Source organism: Pseudomonas sp. efr-133-TYG-103a, assembly GCF_030209235.1.
In the GTDB taxonomy this organism is placed as follows: Bacteria; Pseudomonadota; Gammaproteobacteria; order Pseudomonadales; family Pseudomonadaceae; genus Aquipseudomonas.
On sequence record NZ_JARVSK010000012.1, the window covers coordinates 58,894 to 75,345 of the forward strand.

The following is a 16,452-nucleotide window of genomic DNA, read 5'->3' on the forward strand; positions in this document are numbered from 1 at the left end:
TGGTGACCATCGATAGAAATGATTCGGCCGCCGAGGCCTTGCAGGACGCGGCTTTCAGCGTTTTTGAAAAGCCCGCCTGGCAGCGGGTCGCGAGCGCGTACGGAACTTTGTGAGCAGTCATTTCCAGATTTCATCAAACCCACAGGGCTTTTGTCAGTCGAAGGGCTTAAGACGTGTAAGACGCAGCCAGGAAGGGGCGTCGGTATTTGGGGAGAAAACGCAATGACGCGAGGCCGTAAGATTTTCGCCTGGACAGCCGCCATTATGGTGCTTTTGCTGGCCATCCTGATCATTGTGATCGCCACTTTCGACTGGAACCGGCTCAAGCCGACCATCAATGAAAAGGTCTCTGCCGAGTTGCATCGACCGTTCGCGATCAATGGCAACCTGGCCGTGCTCTGGCGCCGCGAGCCTGACGAAGGCGGTTGGCGGGCCTGGGTGCCTTGGCCTCACATGTCGGCTGAAGACATTGCGCTGGGTAATCCCGATTGGTCGAAAAATCCGCAAATGGTCACGCTCAAGCGTGTCGAACTGCGCCTCTCGCCCTTGCCGCTGCTTGCCCAGCGCGTGGTGATTCCGCGCATTGATCTGACCGAACCCAACGCCAGAATCGAGCGGCTGGCCGATGGTCGCGCCAACTGGGTATTCGACCTGCCGAAAAGTGACCCGAACGCCGAGCCGTCAAGCTGGGTGCTGGATATCGGCTCGATAGGGTTCGACAAGGGGTTCGTCAGCTACAACGATCAGATGATCAACACCGCGGTCGACGTGGTGATCGATCCATTGGGCAAGCCGATTCCGTTCAGTGACATCGTCGGCAGCAGCGAAGCCAAGAAGGTCCAGGACAAAGGTGCCTCGGCTCAGGACTACGCATTTGGTTTCACCGCCAAAGGTCAGTATCACGGGCAAAAGCTCAACGGCACCGGCAAAGTCGGCGGCCTGCTGGCACTCAAAGATGCAGCCTTGCCTTTCCCGGTCCAGGCGGATGTCAGCGCGGGCAATACGCGCGTTGCAGTGGCCGGCACTGTCACCGACCCGCAAAATCTGGGCGAACTAGACCTGCGGCTGAAGCTCTCCGGCGACAGCCTGGGGAATCTGTACCCCTTGACCGGCGTGACGCTGCCCGATTCCCCACCGTACTCAACCGATGGTCGCTTGATTGCCAAGCTGCACGATGCGGCGGGTGCCTCGTTTCAGTACAAAGGCTTCAACGGCAAGATCGGCGACAGCGACATCCATGGCGATCTCGGGTTCGTCGCCAGTCAGCCACGGCCCAAACTCACGGGCGCCCTGGTTTCAAATCAACTGCTGATGGCTGACCTCAAGCCGCTGATTGGCGCCGATTCCAACGCCGAACAGAAAAGCCGTGGCGGCGAGAGCAAGCAGCCAGCGGACAAAGTCTTGCCTGTGGAAGAGTTCAAGACCGACCGCTGGAGCGCGATGGACGCCGACGTGGAATTTACCGGCAAGAAGATTGTGCAAAGTGCCGAGTTGCCGTTCACCGACCTTTACACCCACGTGGTCCTCAACGACGGGCAGTTGAGCTTGCAGCCACTGCGTTTCGGCGTCGCAGGGGGCAAGCTCGATGCCGATATCAAACTCAACGGCCACACCCAGCCGCTGGAAGGCCGCGCGAAACTGACGGCGCGCAACTTCAAGCTCAAGCAGCTGTTCCCGACGTTCGAGCCGATGAAAACCAGTTTCGGCGAGCTCAACGGCGATGCCGACATCAGTGGCAAGGGCAACTCGGTCGCGGCGTTGCTGGGGACCGCGAACGGCGAGCTGAAGATGCTGGTCAACGATGGTGCGATCAGCCGCGACCTGATGGAGATTGCGGGCCTTAACGTCGGTAATTACATCGTCGGTACGCTGTTCGGCGACAAGGAAGTGAAGATCAACTGCGCGGCATCCGATCTGGGCATCAAGGACGGGCTGGCAACGACCAAGCTGTTCGTGTTCGACACCGAAAACGCGATCATCTATATCGACGGCACAGCCAACATGAAGACTGAGCAACTGGACATGAAAGTCAGTCCCGAGTCCAAAGGCTTCCGCGTGTTCTCGCTGCGCTCGCCGCTGTATGTTCGCGGACCGTTCATCAAACCGAGCGCCGGCGTGCAATCAGGCCCGCTGCTGTTGCGCGGCGCGGGCATGGTTCTGTTGGGCGCAGCGGTAGGCCCTGCTGCCGGCTTGTTGGCGCTGGTCGCGCCGAGCGGCGGCGAACCGAACCAGTGCGCTCCATTGCTCGAGCAAATGCGTTCGGGCAAGGCGCCGAAGACTGTTCAGTAGTTTCGACATGTAGTTTCGACATGCGCCGATCCAGCTTCTGGGACTGAGCCAACTGTCTTACCGTCCCATCGATCGACGACGTACGCCTTCCCGGCTAAAGCCGGTCCTACGAAAAGCTAGCGGCGACCGTAAGACCGACATTAGCCGGGAAGAGCCGGTGCAGGCCGTTGAGATGTGGTTAGAAGTCAATCTTCGTCCGATGGCTGCCCTGATCAAGCTCAATCCCACAAGGGCATTGCGGCATGGCGTGGTCTCGCGCCAGGCACCCGAACCGGTGGGAGCGAGCTTGCTCGCGAGGGTTGACTTCCAGACGCTACATCTCCAACGAATGTACCGGCCTCTTCGCGAGCAGCTCCCCGCCGAGATATGCGGTGTCGGCTAACTCTGCGGACAAGCCGCAGTTGCGCAGGACGAACCAACAGCCGTGAATCCTGGCAGCAAGCCGCTTCTGCCGAAGGCGTAGGAGCGTCGCTTGCCCGCGATCTGCCGGGAACCGGCAGCAAAATCGGTGAATGCTGTTTGTCAGGCGTAATGCCGGGTCTGGTTTACACCTGCTGCGCAGCCGATTGCGGGGGCGTACAAGACAATTGGCTCTCTCCCACACTTTTGCAGCGTGCACATAGTTGCAACCCATAAAAAAGCCAGGACTCAGGTCCTGGCTTTCGCATTGCTGCTCGACGTTACAGACCGTCAAGAATATCCGCCATATCATCGGCGTGTTCTTCTTCCTGCGCCAGGATCTCTTCAAAGATCCGGCGGGTGGTCGGGTCTTTGTCGCCGATGTACTGGATGATCTCGCGATAGCTGTCGATTGCGATACGTTCAGCAATCAAGTCCTCGGTGACCATTTCTTTCAGCGTGTTGCCCGCGACGTATTGCGCGTGGGAGTTCTTCGACAACAGGTCGGGGTTGAGCTCGGGCTCGCCGCCCAGTTGCACGATACGTTCAGCCAGCTTGTCGGCATGCTCGGCTTCCTGCTCGGCGTGCTCCAGAAATTCGGCTGCCGCTACCTGGGCTTTCACACCTTTGGCCATGTAGTAATGGCGCTTGTAGCGGAGCACGCAAACCCATTCGGTCGCCAGCGATGCATTGAGCAGGCGAATGATTTCTTCACGGTCGCCATCGTAGCCTTCGGTCACGGCACCGTTTTCAACGTTGTGGCGCGCGCGCTCTCGCAGGGTGCTGATGTCGGTTAATTGCTGTACTTCGCTCATCATTATCTCCAGGGGCTAATCCGGTTGCCGTCTCGCTCTTGATGCCGCTGTCGTGTGATGCCTGACAGCGGCCCGGCAAGATCGGGTCTTAAGGTGTGAGTGGCGTGCGCGGGCAAAAGTTTTATTTGTTTTCGAGGTCGCCGCCGCGCTGCCACTCCAACCACTGGGCTTGCGTCGCGTTACATCGTTTTCTCGTTGGTTTCACGCTGCTCGCAGGTCATGAAGCCTTTGCTGTCCACGCGGCCATTGGCGTCGAAGTTCACGTAGTAGGCCTGCTGATGACCTTCTTTGTTGAGGATGTAGTTGTTGCAGGTGCCTGGATGCACCTTGCGCTGCAAGCGTGTGGACGGCTCGCCGCCGATGGTCAGAACCTGCTGCTCGGTCATGCCGGTGTCGACTTGCTTGACCAGCGGCTCATTGCGATAGGTCGCGAAGTCCACCGGGTTCTGCAGGGTTGTCGACGTACAGCCGGCCATTGCGGCCATTGCAAACACGACTGCCAGAGATTGCTTGTACATAACCGTCACTCCACAGGAAAGGCCACGTTGGCCGATGCAGTTATGAGCGGCGAGCAAGTGAAAGAGTTCGATCAAATTGATGGCGATGGGGCATTACACGCATTTGTCATCATTGAGGCATGGTTTGCGGCTAGTGTCTGTATGGGCGCGCTTTCTCACGCAGTTGTCGATGCAAGCGCAGCAAGCCGTGGCCGGCCAGAGGCCACCGCGGGCAAGCTCGCTTCTAAAATGCAGCACAAGGATCAGTCGCTCATGACGCAAGAACAGGCCACGCGTTATCCGATCGTGCTGGTGCCAGGTTTGTTGGGATTCGTGAAACTGGTGGTTTACCCCTACTGGTTCGGCATCGTGCCGGCGCTGCGCAAGGGCGGGGCCACGGTGATCCCGGTAATGGTCTCGGCGGTCAACTCCACCGAAATACGCGGCGAGCAACTGTTGGCGCGCGTACAGGAAATCGTCAGGGAAACCGGTGCTGCCAGGGTCAACCTGATCGGCCACAGCCAGGGCGCCCTGACCATCCGCTACGTGGCCGGGGTTCGTCCCGACCTTGTCGCGTCGGTCACTTCCATTGCGGGACCCAACCATGGCTCGGAGCTGGCGGATTATCTGGAAGCGCACTATCCCCCGCACACCGTAAAAGGACGTCTGGTCAACGCAGCGATTCGCCTGACCACTTTGCTCATGGGCCTGCTGGACACCGGCTATCGCGGAACCCGGCTGCCCACCGATGTCGACGCCGCGCATCACTCGCTGACCACACGCGGCGTGGCACGCTTCAACAGGTTGTTTCCTCAGGGGTTGCCGAAAACATGGGGCGGGCAGGGCGCGGAGCTGGTCAACGGCGTGCGCTATTACTCCTGGTCCGGCACCTTGCAGCCAGGGCGAACGGATCGCGGTAAGAACCGGTTCGATACCACTAATCTCACCTGCCGAATATTCGCTCGCACGTTCACGAAAGAGCGGGGTCAATCTGATGGCATGGTCGGGCGATTCAGTTCGCACTTGGGCACTGTCATCGGTGATGACTACCCGCTCGACCATTTCGATATCGTCAACCAGCACCTCGGTCTGGTGGGCAAGGGAGCCAATCCCGTGGGGTTGTTTCTCGAGCACGCCGCACGTTTGAAAGCCGCTGGTCTTTGACATTGCAGCCGTTGTTCGTGATCAGTCGATCCATCAGGGATCGCTAAGGAAGTGAGGCGATGAGCGAAAGAGAAACGTACGAAATCGAATACACACTGGCGGGCGAACATCATGTCGATGTGATCGACGATCTGGATGTGCCCATCATCGAGGTGGTCCACGAGCTGGCGCACAAGCACCATGTTGCGGTCGATGACGATCCGCTGGATGCAGGCAACCCGCACGTGGACCTGCCCCATGTGGCGGGAATCACCGACGTCTCGATTCACGCTGCCGGCAGCGCCGACGAAGCCTGATCATTCAGGGCTGCGGACAGGCTTTGTGCGCAATGGCGTGGTCCAGCGTTCCGCCAGGATCACGCCGCCAAGCGTCAGGGCTCCGCCGATGAAGTGATACGACGCCAGTTGCTCGCCCAGCGCCAGCGCCGCGACCAGCGCGGTAAGGATCGGCACCAGGTTGAAGAACAATGTCGTGCGGCTCGGGCCCAGAATGCCGATGGCCTTCATCCACAGGAACGGCGCCACCATTGATGTCGGGATGCACGCATACAGCACCAGCGGAATGTTGCTGGGGTTGAGCCCGGTTTTTGGCGACAGCGCAAACAGTGGAAACAGCGCGACGATGGCCACCAGTATCTGCAGGTAAAGCAGCTGCAGCGGCGGCAAGCGCAGCTGCCACTTCTTCAGCAGCGTGCTGTAGGTTGCGTAGGCAAGGGTCGCGACCAGCATCATCAGATCACCCAGATTCACGCCGTGCGCGATCAGTACGCCCCAACTCCCCTGAGAAACCACCAGCAAAACGCCTGCAAAAGAGACGATCGCGCCGATCAACGCCCCGGCAGTCAGTGCCGTGCCGAGCGTGGCGATCGACATGCCCAGCGTCATGACGGGCACCAGGGACAAGATGATCCCCATGTTGGTGGCCGTGGTGATGTTGGCGGCGTAGTACGCCAGGCTCTGATAGATCGCCATGCCCAGCACGCCGAGAATCGCGATCTTGCCGATCACCGGTTTGATCTTCGCGCGATTGCGCAGCACAGGTCCGAGAAGGAACGGGGTGAACAGCAAACCGGCCAGCACCCAGCGATAAAATCCGATCTCCGCAGGGAATATTCGACCTGCAGCCGCTTTGGTAATGACGTTATTGCCTGCCCAGATCATGACCGTGAGCAGTGGATAAAGGTATTGCATGGCGGCGCCGCGAGTTGAATGAGGCGCCATTATCGGCTTGTCACAACGGGCGTCCAGTCCAGGGTGCGGATTGCTTGAAATATACCGCAACATTTTTGACTACACTCCTCAGAAAGCTGCGCGGGGCGCGGCGGTCCTGGAGAAAGTCGATGAAAATGCTGCGTGCTCCATTGCTGGTCATGGGCTTGCTGATGTGTGTTCAAGGTTATGCCGCCACCGCGCAACAGCAGAAAATGACCACCTGCAACGCCGATGCGACGGCCAAATCGTTGAAGGGCGATGAACGCAAGGCCTTCATGAGTACCTGCCTGAAGGCCGCGCCAGCGCCCGCCGCGACTCAGCAGGAAAAGATGAAAACCTGCAACGCCACCGCGTCGACACAGGCGTTGAAGGGCGATGAGCGCAAGGCTTTCATGAGCGATTGCCTGAAGAAAAAGTGAGGCATTTGTCACCCGATTATTGCTACGGTGCAGGGGCTGAGAGTGCGAATTCGTTCGCCTGGCGGCATTGAAACCGATGCGGGTGTGTTGCCCGCAATGGCCGATGGCAAATGAAGTCGCGTCCACAGGTCGCTGCATGACAGTCTGTGCGACTAACGACGCGTCTCGACGCTGGTTCTCGACCGGGAAGGCTGGCAGACTGCCCATCTTTTCAAGCCGCTCGTTTTGAGGCTGTATGCCAACGTTTTCGCCGCGTCATGTGTATCTGGCCAGTTGCATCCTGGTGTTCGGTGGTCTGCTGCTGGTGTTACCGCTCAAACTCCTGCCCAGCCTTCTCGCCGGTTTGCTGGTTTACGAACTGGTCGACATGCTCACCCCGCAACTGCAACGTCTGATCGCCGGCGAACGGGCGCGTTGGCTGGCAGTGGCATTGCTGGGCACGCTGGTGGTCAGTGTGCTGGCGTTGCTGTTTGCCGGTGCGATCAGTTTCGTGCTGCACGAAGCCGAGAATCCGGGCGCTTCGCTGGACAAATTCATGATTCTGGTTGATCGCGCACGCGGTCAGCTGCCCCCCTTCATCGACAATTACCTGCCCGCCAGCGCCACCGAATTTCAGGTGTCGCTCAGCGCCTGGCTGACCAAGCACATCGGCGAGTTGCAGTTGCTGGGCAAGGGCGCTGCGCACATGTTCGTCACTCTGCTGATCGGCATGGTGCTGGGCGCAATCATCGCGCTGCAACGCATTCCCGATGTCACCAAACGCAAGCCACTGGCCGCCGCGCTATTCGAGCGTCTGCACCTGCTGAGCCAGGCGTTTCGCAACATCGTTTTTGCACAGATCAAGATATCGCTGCTCAACACCGCGTTCACGTCGGTTTTCCTGGCGGTGATTCTGCCGTTGTGTGGCGTGCACCTGCCGCTGACCAAGACGCTGATCGTCCTGACCTTCCTGCTCGGGCTGCTGCCGGTGGTGGGCAACCTGATGTCCAACACGCTGATTTTCATCGTCGGCATGTCGCTGTCGATCTGGGTCGCGCTCGCGGCGCTGGGTTACCTGATCGTGATCCACAAGGTCGAGTATTTCCTCAACGCACGGATCGTCGGCGGGCAAATCAGCGCCAAGTCGTGGGAGTTGCTGCTGGCGATGTTGATATTCGAGGCAGCGTTCGGCCTGCCGGGCGTAGTGGCCGGGCCGATCTATTACGCGTATCTGAAAAGCGAGTTGCGCAAGGCCGAGCTGGTCTGACTGCCGGATAACACTGCCTGTAGGAGCGCGCTTGCCCGCGGTCGGGTTCTGTCAGGCGACATCCATGTCGCCGGTTCAGACCTCTTCGCGGGCAAGCGCGCTCCTACGGTTCCGTGCAGTGGCGTCTCAGCCGTAGCGCTTCTTCGCTTCGATCGCCAGGCCGCTGCCGATACTGCCGAAGATATTGCCTTCGACATGTCGGGCGTTGGGCAGCATGGCCGACACGCTGTTGCGCAGCGCCGGAATGCCGCTCGAACCGCCGGTGAAGAACACCGTGTCGACATCCGTCACACCCACCCCGGCATCGCCCAGCAGGCGGGTGACGCTCTCGCGCACACGCTCCAGCAACGCATCGATCGATGACTCGAACAGCTCGCGGGTCAAATCGACGTTCAGGCCGGTTTCGATGCGGTCCATCGGCACGACGCGATTGGCAGCGTGGGTGAGCTGAATCTTGGTCTCTTCCACTTCCATCGCCAGCCAGTGCCCGGCGCGCTGTTCGATCAGTTTAAACAGGCGATCGATGCCCAGCGTGTCCTCGATGTCATAGCGCATGCTACCCAGCGCCAGCTGCGACTTCTGCGAGTACACCGAGTTGATGGTGTGCCAGGTGGCCAGGTTCATGTGCGTGCTGGTGGGCATGTAGGCGCCGCTTTTCATCCGGCTGCCGTAACCGAACAGCGGCATTACACCTTGCAGGCTCAGTTGCTTGTCGAAATCGGTTCCGCCGATGTGCACGCCGCCGGTGGCCAGGATATCGCTCTGGCGGTCATCGACCCGCCGACGCTGCGGGGACAGGCGTACCAGCGAGAAGTCCGACGTACCCCCGCCGATGTCGACGATCAGTACGAGCTCTTCACGCTCAAGCGTCGACTCATAGTCGAAAGCCGCCGCAATAGGCTCGAACTGAAACGAGACCTCCTTGAAGCCAATCTTGCGTGCGACCTCGGCCAGGGTGTCCTGGGCTTCCTGATCGGCCGCAGCGTCGTCGTCGACAAAATGCACCGGCCGACCCAGTACCACGTGCTCGAACGACTGACCGGCCGCCGCTTCCGCGCGCTTTTTCAGTTCGCCGATGAACAGCCCGAGCAAGTCCTTGAACGGCATCGCGGTGCCCAGCACGCTGGTGTCGTGCTTGATCAGCTTGGAACCGAGCAAACTCTTGAGCGAGCGCATCAGGCGGCCGTCATACCCTTCCAGGTATTCATGCAGGGCCAGCCGGCCATAGACCGGGCGGCGCTCTTCCATATTGAAGAACACCACCGAAGGCAGGGTGATCTTGTCGTCCTCCAGCGCGATCAGCGTTTCCGCTCCTGGGCGCAGCCAGCCGACCGTGGAGTTGGAGGTGCCGAAGTCGATGCCAAGGGCACGGGCTGGGGATGGGGTGCTCATGTTCTGCGTTCCGGTCAAAAAAACGGCCGCGCAGTGTATGCGAGTGGGCGCCGGATTCGTAGGGCGCGACGTCGGTTTTTCGCGCAACAGGCGTCTATTTCACAACGACAGCTTGAATCAGCGCCTGGCACCCCCAATCTTGCAGGCAACTCTTCATTGCATTCGGCCCGGTTTGAAACCCGTTTCAAGCACGTGAGGCCGTGTGCCGATAACCTTGCAACATTCAGCGCGACCGGCGTTCTCATCTGGTAACGCGGTACGCAACTGTGCTGGATACTCCGGAATGGGTGACCGTTAGATGGACTTCAAAGACTATTACAAGATTCTTGGCGTAGAGCCGACGGCGGACGAGAAAACCATCAAGACCGCCTATCGCAAGCTCGCGCGCAAGTATCACCCCGATGTCAGCAAAGAGCCTGGCGCTGAAGACAAATTCAAAGAAGCGTCCGAGGCCTATGAAGCGCTGAGCGACCCTGAAAAGCGCGCCGAGTACGACGACATCCGCAAGTACGGCCAGCAGGGCCGGTTCCAGCCGCCTCCAGGGTGGCAGGGGCGCGGCGCGGGAGGCGGCGGATTCAACAGCGGCGGTTTCGAGGGCGGAGACTTTTCCGACTTCTTCAGCTCGATCTTCGGCAATCGTGGGCAACAGGGCGGGCGTACGCGCAGCACCGGCCGTAGAGGGCAAGACGTGGAAATGGAACTGGCTATATTTCTTGAGGAAACGCTGTCGACCGAGTCCAAGCAGGTCAGCTTCAAGGTGCCGCAGCACAGTGCCAATGGTCAGCGGATGGCCGATATCACCAAGACCCTGAACGTGAAGATCCCGGCCGGCGTCACCGATGGCGAGCGCATCCGGCTCAAGGGCCAGGGTGCACCGGGCATCGCGGGCGGTGAGAACGGCGACTTGTACCTGACCATCCGATTGGCGCCGCACCCCAAATTCGATGTCGAAGGCCACGACCTGATCATCACGGTGCCCCTGGCGCCGTGGGAAGCGGCGCTGGGCGCGAAAGTGGCGGTGCCGACGCTGACGGGCAAGATCAACCTGACCATTCGTCCGGACAGCCAGAGCGGCCAGCGACTGCGGGTCAAAGGTAACGGTCTGTTGAATAAGCAGGGCCAGCGCGGCGATCTGTTTGCGCAGTTGAAGATCGTCATGCCCAAGTCCACCGATGACGCCACCAAAGCCCTTTGGGAGAAGCTGGCCGACAAGGCCGCATTCGATCCGAGGGCTCACTGGAGTAGCTGATCATGAGCGATACCCTGGTCGTAGACATGCAGGAATTCTGTCAGGTGGTCGATTTGCCGGCCGCCTTCGTCATCGAGATTGTCGAGCACGGCATTCTCGAGCCCCAGGGACAGCGACCGGACGATTGGGTGTTCGACACCTATTCGTTGTCGGTTGCCAAGCGCGCGGTCAAGCTTCACAACGATCTGGAACTGGAATGGGACGGGGTGGCGCTGGCGTTGAATCTGTTGGACGAGCTCGAACAGGTGCGCGCCGAAAACCGCATGCTCAAACAGCGGCTGGGACGGTTTCTGGAAGGCTGAGGCGTTCTGCTTCCTGTCCTGAAGCCGGACCGCCTTCAGCCGGGAAGTGGCCGGTTGGCGCACCCTTATATTCGCGGCGTGACGCCCTGCGCTTTCCCGGCTGAAGCCGGTCCTACAGGTCGAGCACGGTGCTGTTGGATTATGCGGCATAGCACCGCAGTTGTGCGCGGGACATGCGTTGTAGGACCGGCTTCAGCCGGGAAGAGGCCGGTTGGCGCACCATCACATTCGCGGCGTAACGCCCTGCGCTTTCCCGGCTGAAGCCGGTCCTACATTCGAGCGCGGTGCACTTGGGTTACGCGGCATAGCACCGCAGTTGTGCGCGGGACATGCGTTGTAGGACCGGCTTTAGCCGGGAAGAGGCCGGTTGGCGCACCCTCATATTCGCGGCGTGACGCCCTGCGCTTTCCCGGCTAAAGCCGGTCCTACATTCGAGCGCGGTGCACTTGGGTAATGCGGCGCAGAGTGCGCGTTTTCCAGGTCAGGCTCTCTTCGGCAACACCACCATAAAGGTGGTCCCGTCGCCGAAGTTCGACGTCACGGTGATGCTGCCGTTATGAGCGTTGACCACTTCCTTGACGATGTAAAGCCCCAATCCAAGGCTGGTGGAGGGGTTGCGGGTGCCAGCTTCTTCGTTGAGCGAGCGCACCAGCGGATCGAAAATGCTGCCGATCGCCTCTTGAGCGATGGGCTCGCCATCGTTGTGCACTGAAAGGCTGACGTGGCTTTCGCTGCCCACCAAGGACACCGTGATCTTGTGGGTCGAGGCGCCGTGTTGCAGGGCGTTGCCGATCAGGTTCTGCAGCATCTGATCGATCCGTGAGCGGTCCCAGTCGCCTTGAGTGTCGCCGCTGCTGGTGAAATCGGGATCGCAGCCCGGATGCCCCGCGCTGGCTTCATCGATGGCATCGCGGCAGGCCACGGTCATCTCCATCGGCTTGCGCTCGATGGGCAAAGACACGCCCAGTCGACTGCGGACGAACTCCAGCAAGTCGCTGACCATCGTTGCCATGTGTCGGCTGCTGCTCTTGATCCGGGTCACGTACGCCATGTCGGCATCGCTCAAACCGGCTTTGCGCATCAGGATTTCCGACGACATGCTGATGGCCTGCAGGGGCGCGCGCAGGTCGTGACCGAGAATCGCGAGAAAGATGTCCCGAGAGCGCGTGACGCGATCGGCGTAGGCCGCGGTGGATTCGGCCAACGCTTCGTCGATGGCCTCGTTGAACCGGATCATGTCGGAAAAATGGCTGATCTGTGGCGCGCCCAGGCTTTCGACCCAGAAACGAATCACGGTGGCGCGCAAGTGCCGGAACTCGGAAGTCATCTGCACCAGATCAAAACCGACCGTGTGACGAAGCTCGCCATGACTGGCGGCTGCCTGATCCAGCGTGGGCGACTTGCCGACGTCCTCTCCCTGAGCCTTGGCGATCTGTTCGGCCTGGGTCTGGGCGGTATTCATGTCCCGCGCCGCAGCAAGCAGGATCGCCTTGGCGTGGTCGCGCAGCTCCACCGAGCTCATCGAATCGGCAGCCGGCGTCAGCGTTGCGGCAAACGTTTCCCATTCGTCGACGATACGGTCCACGTTCCCAACAATGAAATCGGAAAGACGCATGGGGGACTACCTTGCTGGTGGGGCGATGAGGGGCGAGGCGGCCATCTTAACGCCATGTTGTTGCAGGAAGTACAGGGGATTTGTGCATAACCCCCTACATGCACCTGTAGGCCGCGCTCGCCTGCGAGTCGGACTGTCCTGACATGGACGGTGCCGACTTATCGCCATCGCGGGCAAGCGCTTTTGCAGAGAGCTGAGCGTCAGAACAGAAAGTACCGCTGCGCCATCGGCAGTACGTCAGCAGGCTCACACCACAACAACACGCCATCTGCCTTGACCTGGTAGGTCTGCGGATCGACGTCGATCCTGGGCAGATAATCGTTGTGGATCAGGTCCGCCTTGGTGACGCTGCGGCAGCCTTTGACCACGCCGATCTGTTTCTTCAGGCCCAGTTGCTCGGGAACGCCTGCGTCCATTGCCGCCTGGCTGATGAAGGTGATGCTGCTGGCGTGCAGCGAGCTGCCGTAACTGGCGAACATCGGGCGGTAGTGGACGGGTTGAGGTGTCGGGATCGACGCGTTGGCATCGCCCATCAAACTGGCGGCGATGGAACCCCCTTTGAGGATTAGCGTCGGTTTGACGCCGAAGAACGCCGGGCGCCAGAGCACCAGGTCGGCCCATTTACCGACTTCGATCGAGCCCACTTCGTGACTGATGCCGTGGGTGATTGCCGGGTTGATCGTGTATTTGGCGATGTACCGCTTGGCGCGGAAGTTGTCGTTGCCTTCGCCGTCGCCCGGCAGCGGCCCGCGCTGGCGCTTCATTTTGTCGGCGGTCTGCCAGGTGCGCATGATCACCTCGCCGACGCGGCCCATGGCCTGACTGTCAGAGCTGAGCATCGAGAACGCGCCCAGGTCGTGAAGAATGTCTTCGGCGGCAATGGTTTCCCGACGGATGCGGCTCTCGGCGAAGGCCACGTCCTCGGCGATGCTCGGGTCCAGGTGATGGCAGACCATCAGCATGTCCAGGTGCTCGTCGATGGTGTTGCGGGTGAACGGCCGGGTCGGGTTGGTCGAACTCGGCAGCACGTTGGGGAAGCCGCAGGCCTTGATGATGTCCGGCGCGTGACCGCCACCGGCGCCTTCGGTGTGGTAGGTATGGATGGTGCGATTCTTGAACGCGCCAAGGGTGGTTTCGACGAAGCCGGACTCGTTCAGGGTGTCGGTGTGAATCGCCACCTGAACATCGTATTGATCGGCAACGCTGAGGCAGTTATCGATGGCCGCAGGCGTTGTGCCCCAGTCTTCGTGGAGTTTGAGGCCGATGGCGCCGGCTTTCACCTGCTCGATCAACGGCTCTGGCAGGCTGACGTTGCCCTTGCCGGTGAAGCCGATGTTCATCGGGAAGGCCTCGGCGGCCTGGAGCATGCGTTTCATGTGCCACGGTCCGGGCGTGACGGTCGTTGCGTTGGTGCCGGTTGCCGGCCCCGTGCCGCCGCCGATCATGGTGGTCACGCCACTCATCAGCGCTTCTTCGATCTGCTGCGGGCAGATGAAGTGGATGTGCGTGTCGACGCCGCCTGCGGTGAGGATCATGCCTTCGCCAGCGATGACTTCGGTTGCGGCGCCAATGGCGATCGTGACGTCCGGCTGTATATCGGGGTTGCCCGCTTTGCCGATTGCAGCGATGCGGCCGTCCTTGAGGCCCACGTCAGCTTTGACGATGCCCCAGTGATCGACGATCAGCGCGTTGGTGATCAGTGTGTCGACCACTTCGGCGGCGAGTAACTGGCCTTGGCCCATGCCGTCCCGAATGACTTTGCCGCCGCCGAATTTGACTTCTTCGCCATAGACAGTGAAGTCCTGCTCGACCTCGATCCACAGCTCAGTGTCCGCCAGACGCACACGGTCGCCGACGGTAGGGCCGAACATGTCGGCGTAGGCTTGTCTGGAAATTTTCATGCTGCATCCTTAGATGTGTTCTGGTTGACCGCAGCGCGGCCTATCGCGAGCAAGCTCTCCTACAGGGCGTTATGTGACTTGTAGGAGTGAGCTTGCTCGCGATGACGTCAGTTCAGAGGACGGAGATCAGAGATTCCCCATCACGCGTCCGGCAAAACCGAAAACCCGCCTCAATCCGGCCAGGTCCACCAGCTCGACCTCGCGCGCCTGACCCGGCTCGAAGCGCACGGCGGTGCCGGCGGGAATGTTCAGGCGCATGCCGCGACTGGCCGCTCGGTCGAAGGTCAGCGCGTCGTTGGTTTCGAAAAAATGGAAATGCGAGCCAACCTGGATCGGCCGGTCGCCGCTGTTGGCCACGCTGAGGGTGATTGTCCGGCGTCCGGCGTTGAGCTCGATCTCGCCGGGCTGGATCTGGTATTCACCAGGAATCATGCGCTCTTCCTCGACAGTAACTTGTAGTAAATGGCGGTGGCGTGATATTCGCCGTCCGGGTTGCAGGCGTAGTCCGGGAGTTTGCCGGACAGCTCGTAACCCAGCGCGCGATAGAAATCTTCCGCAGGCGAACCCGCGAGGGTATCCAGATACAACAGGCCGCGCTGGTGCTGCTGCGCGGCCTGCTCGACAGCCTGCATCAGTTGCGTCGCCAGCCCTCGACGGCGCGCGTGATGGAGCACGAGCAATTTCTGCACTTCGGCGCGGTTCAGGCCATTGGCCTTTTGACAGAGGGCCAGTTGCACCGTGGCCAGGACCTGTTCTTCCTGCACCACCACCCACATCAATACCTTGCCGTGTTCCACCTCTGTCTTGATGTCTTCCCACCAGCCATAGGCCTCGTCGGCGCCCAGGTCAGCCATGAAACCGACTGACGCGCCGTGATGCACTGCGTCAAGTAACAGCGCCACCAGGCCGTGGCGATAATGCGCAAAGCTTTCACTGGTGACACGTCGGAGCTGAGCGGCGTTCATGAGCAGAAGTCCTTTCAGAGGGGAACGGATCAGGTGTTTGCAGGGGCCTGCGAAGGCGGGGCGGACGCACCCGGCGACAGGTTCAGTTGCATGAAAGTCAGGTCCAGCCAGCGCCCGAACTTGGTACCGACCTGCGGCATCTGGCCGGTGGTGATGAAGCCCTGGCGTTCGTGCAGGGCGATCGACGCTGCATTCCCGCTTTCGATGGCGGCGACCATCATGTGTTTGTCGCAGGCGCGGGCCCGCTCGATCAGTGCGCTCATCAGCAGCGGACCCAATCCTTTGCCGCGTTGATCGGCGCGCACGTACACCGAATGTTCGACGGTGTGACGAAAGCCCTCAAAGGGGCGCCAGTCGCCGAATGACGAATAACCCACCACCTGTTGAAGGTCATCGATTGCTACCAGAATCGGGTAAGCCTGGGCCTGACGCGCGGCGAACCAGGCCTCGCGATTGGCCAGGTCCACGGGCTGTTCGTTCCAGATCGCGGTGGTGTTGAGAACGGCGTCGTTGTAGATGTCCAGCACGGCAGGCATGTCAGTCAGCAGTGCGTCACGAATCGTATAAGTCATGTTCGTTTTCACTTGTTCCAGAGACGTATCAGGCAATCGGTTGGTGCACGGTGACCAGTTTGGTACCGTCCGGGAAGGTCGCTTCCACCTGAATTTCCGGGATCATTTCAGGGATCCCGTCCATCACTTGTTCGCGGGTCAGCAGCGTGGTGCCGTAGTGCATCAGTTCGGCGACGGTCTGGCCATCGCGCGCGCCTTCCAGCAGGGCTGCGGAAATGAATGCCATCGCTTCCGGGTAATTGAGCTTCAGACCCCGTGCCAGCCGCCGCTCGGCGACCAGGCCGGCGGTGAAAATCAGCATCTTGTCTTTTTCGCGTGGAGTCAGGTCCATGTTGTTTTCCGTTTCAAAACCAAATAAATGAAAGCGCTGCGACCTCTGTAGGAGCGTGGCTTGTCCCGCGATCGGTTGCGAAGCA

At 60.4% G+C, this 16,452-nt stretch carries 17 protein-coding genes; 7 read left to right on the forward strand and 10 right to left on the reverse strand.

Annotated features, from left to right (window positions below; all coding sequences use genetic code 11):
- The first annotated feature begins 222 nt into the window (after positions 1-222).
- Positions 223-2,289 (forward strand): AsmA family protein, encoded by a 2,067-nt coding sequence (locus tag QRN36_RS11035; RefSeq protein ID WP_285424112.1) that lies wholly within the window; start codon positions 223-225, stop codon positions 2,287-2,289.
- Positions 2,290-2,969: 680 nt separating this feature from the next.
- Here the strand turns inward: QRN36_RS11035 and QRN36_RS11040 are convergent.
- Positions 2,970-3,506: a bacterioferritin gene (locus QRN36_RS11040; RefSeq protein ID WP_373568733.1), complete on the reverse strand. Its 537-nt coding sequence runs from the start codon at positions 3,504-3,506 to the stop codon at positions 2,970-2,972.
- A 176-nt stretch (positions 3,507-3,682) separates the two neighbouring features.
- Complete coding sequence (gene osmE / locus QRN36_RS11045) at positions 3,683-4,021, reverse strand: osmotically-inducible lipoprotein OsmE (RefSeq protein ID WP_093464959.1); 339 nt, start codon at positions 4,019-4,021, stop codon at positions 3,683-3,685.
- A 252-nt stretch (positions 4,022-4,273) separates the two neighbouring features.
- On the opposite strand from osmE, the gene QRN36_RS11050 reads away from it, so the two are divergent.
- On the forward strand, positions 4,274-5,164 hold the full coding sequence (locus QRN36_RS11050; RefSeq protein ID WP_285424170.1) for a triacylglycerol lipase: 891 nt from the start codon (positions 4,274-4,276) through the stop codon (positions 5,162-5,164).
- Positions 5,165-5,223: 59 nt separating this feature from the next.
- Positions 5,224-5,460: a hypothetical protein gene (locus tag QRN36_RS11055; RefSeq protein ID WP_285424114.1), complete on the forward strand. Its 237-nt coding sequence runs from the start codon at positions 5,224-5,226 to the stop codon at positions 5,458-5,460.
- Here QRN36_RS11055 and QRN36_RS11060 read toward each other — a convergent pair whose 3' ends face one another.
- Positions 5,461-6,354, reverse strand: coding sequence for a DMT family transporter (locus tag QRN36_RS11060; RefSeq protein WP_285424115.1), 894 nt, complete (start codon positions 6,352-6,354; stop codon positions 5,461-5,463). It abuts the gene before it with no gap.
- A gap of 149 nt (positions 6,355-6,503) precedes the next feature.
- Here QRN36_RS11060 and QRN36_RS11065 point away from each other — a divergent pair, with 149 nt between their 5' ends.
- Positions 6,504-6,794, forward strand: coding sequence for a PsiF family protein (locus QRN36_RS11065; protein WP_285424116.1), 291 nt, complete (start codon positions 6,504-6,506; stop codon positions 6,792-6,794).
- 235 nt (positions 6,795-7,029) lie between these two features.
- Positions 7,030-8,040: an AI-2E family transporter gene (locus QRN36_RS11070; protein WP_093464944.1), complete on the forward strand. Its 1,011-nt coding sequence runs from the start codon at positions 7,030-7,032 to the stop codon at positions 8,038-8,040.
- A gap of 126 nt (positions 8,041-8,166) precedes the next feature.
- Here the strand turns inward: QRN36_RS11070 and QRN36_RS11075 are convergent, their stop codons facing one another.
- Positions 8,167-9,432, reverse strand: coding sequence for an Hsp70 family protein (locus QRN36_RS11075; protein ID WP_285424117.1), 1,266 nt, complete (start codon positions 9,430-9,432; stop codon positions 8,167-8,169).
- Positions 9,433-9,730: 298 nt separating this feature from the next.
- Here QRN36_RS11075 and cbpA point away from each other — a divergent pair, with 298 nt between their 5' ends.
- The gene (cbpA, locus tag QRN36_RS11080; protein ID WP_285424118.1) at positions 9,731-10,681 is read left to right on the forward strand and encodes a curved DNA-binding protein; all 951 of its coding nucleotides are present in this window, start codon (positions 9,731-9,733) and stop codon (positions 10,679-10,681) included.
- Between the two features lie 2 nt (positions 10,682-10,683).
- Positions 10,684-10,983, forward strand: coding sequence for a chaperone modulator CbpM (locus QRN36_RS11085; RefSeq protein WP_285424119.1), 300 nt, complete (start codon positions 10,684-10,686; stop codon positions 10,981-10,983).
- A 481-nt stretch (positions 10,984-11,464) separates the two neighbouring features.
- Here the strand turns inward: QRN36_RS11085 and QRN36_RS11090 are convergent, their stop codons facing one another.
- The 6 genes from QRN36_RS11090 to QRN36_RS11115 form a co-directional block, all read right to left on the reverse strand.
- Complete coding sequence (locus QRN36_RS11090) at positions 11,465-12,598, reverse strand: sensor histidine kinase KdpD (RefSeq protein ID WP_285424120.1); 1,134 nt, start codon at positions 12,596-12,598, stop codon at positions 11,465-11,467.
- Between the two features lie 200 nt (positions 12,599-12,798).
- Entirely contained in the window at positions 12,799-14,499 is a 1,701-nt protein-coding gene (gene ureC, locus QRN36_RS11095) for an urease subunit alpha (protein WP_285424121.1), read from the reverse strand.
- Between the two features lie 126 nt (positions 14,500-14,625).
- The gene (locus tag QRN36_RS11100) at positions 14,626-14,931 is read right to left on the reverse strand and encodes an urease subunit beta (protein WP_110951083.1); all 306 of its coding nucleotides are present in this window, start codon (positions 14,929-14,931) and stop codon (positions 14,626-14,628) included.
- Entirely contained in the window at positions 14,928-15,464 is a 537-nt protein-coding gene (locus QRN36_RS11105; RefSeq protein ID WP_285424122.1) for a GNAT family N-acetyltransferase, read from the reverse strand. Before QRN36_RS11105 ends, QRN36_RS11100 begins: the two co-directional genes overlap by 4 nt.
- Before the next feature lie 29 nt (positions 15,465-15,493).
- Complete coding sequence (locus QRN36_RS11110; protein WP_285424123.1) at positions 15,494-16,036, reverse strand: GNAT family N-acetyltransferase; 543 nt, start codon at positions 16,034-16,036, stop codon at positions 15,494-15,496.
- Between the two features lie 28 nt (positions 16,037-16,064).
- A complete protein-coding gene (locus tag QRN36_RS11115) occupies positions 16,065-16,367 on the reverse strand; it encodes an urease subunit gamma (RefSeq protein WP_093464911.1) in 303 nt (100 codons plus the stop codon).
- Between the last annotated feature and the right edge of the window lie 85 nt (positions 16,368-16,452).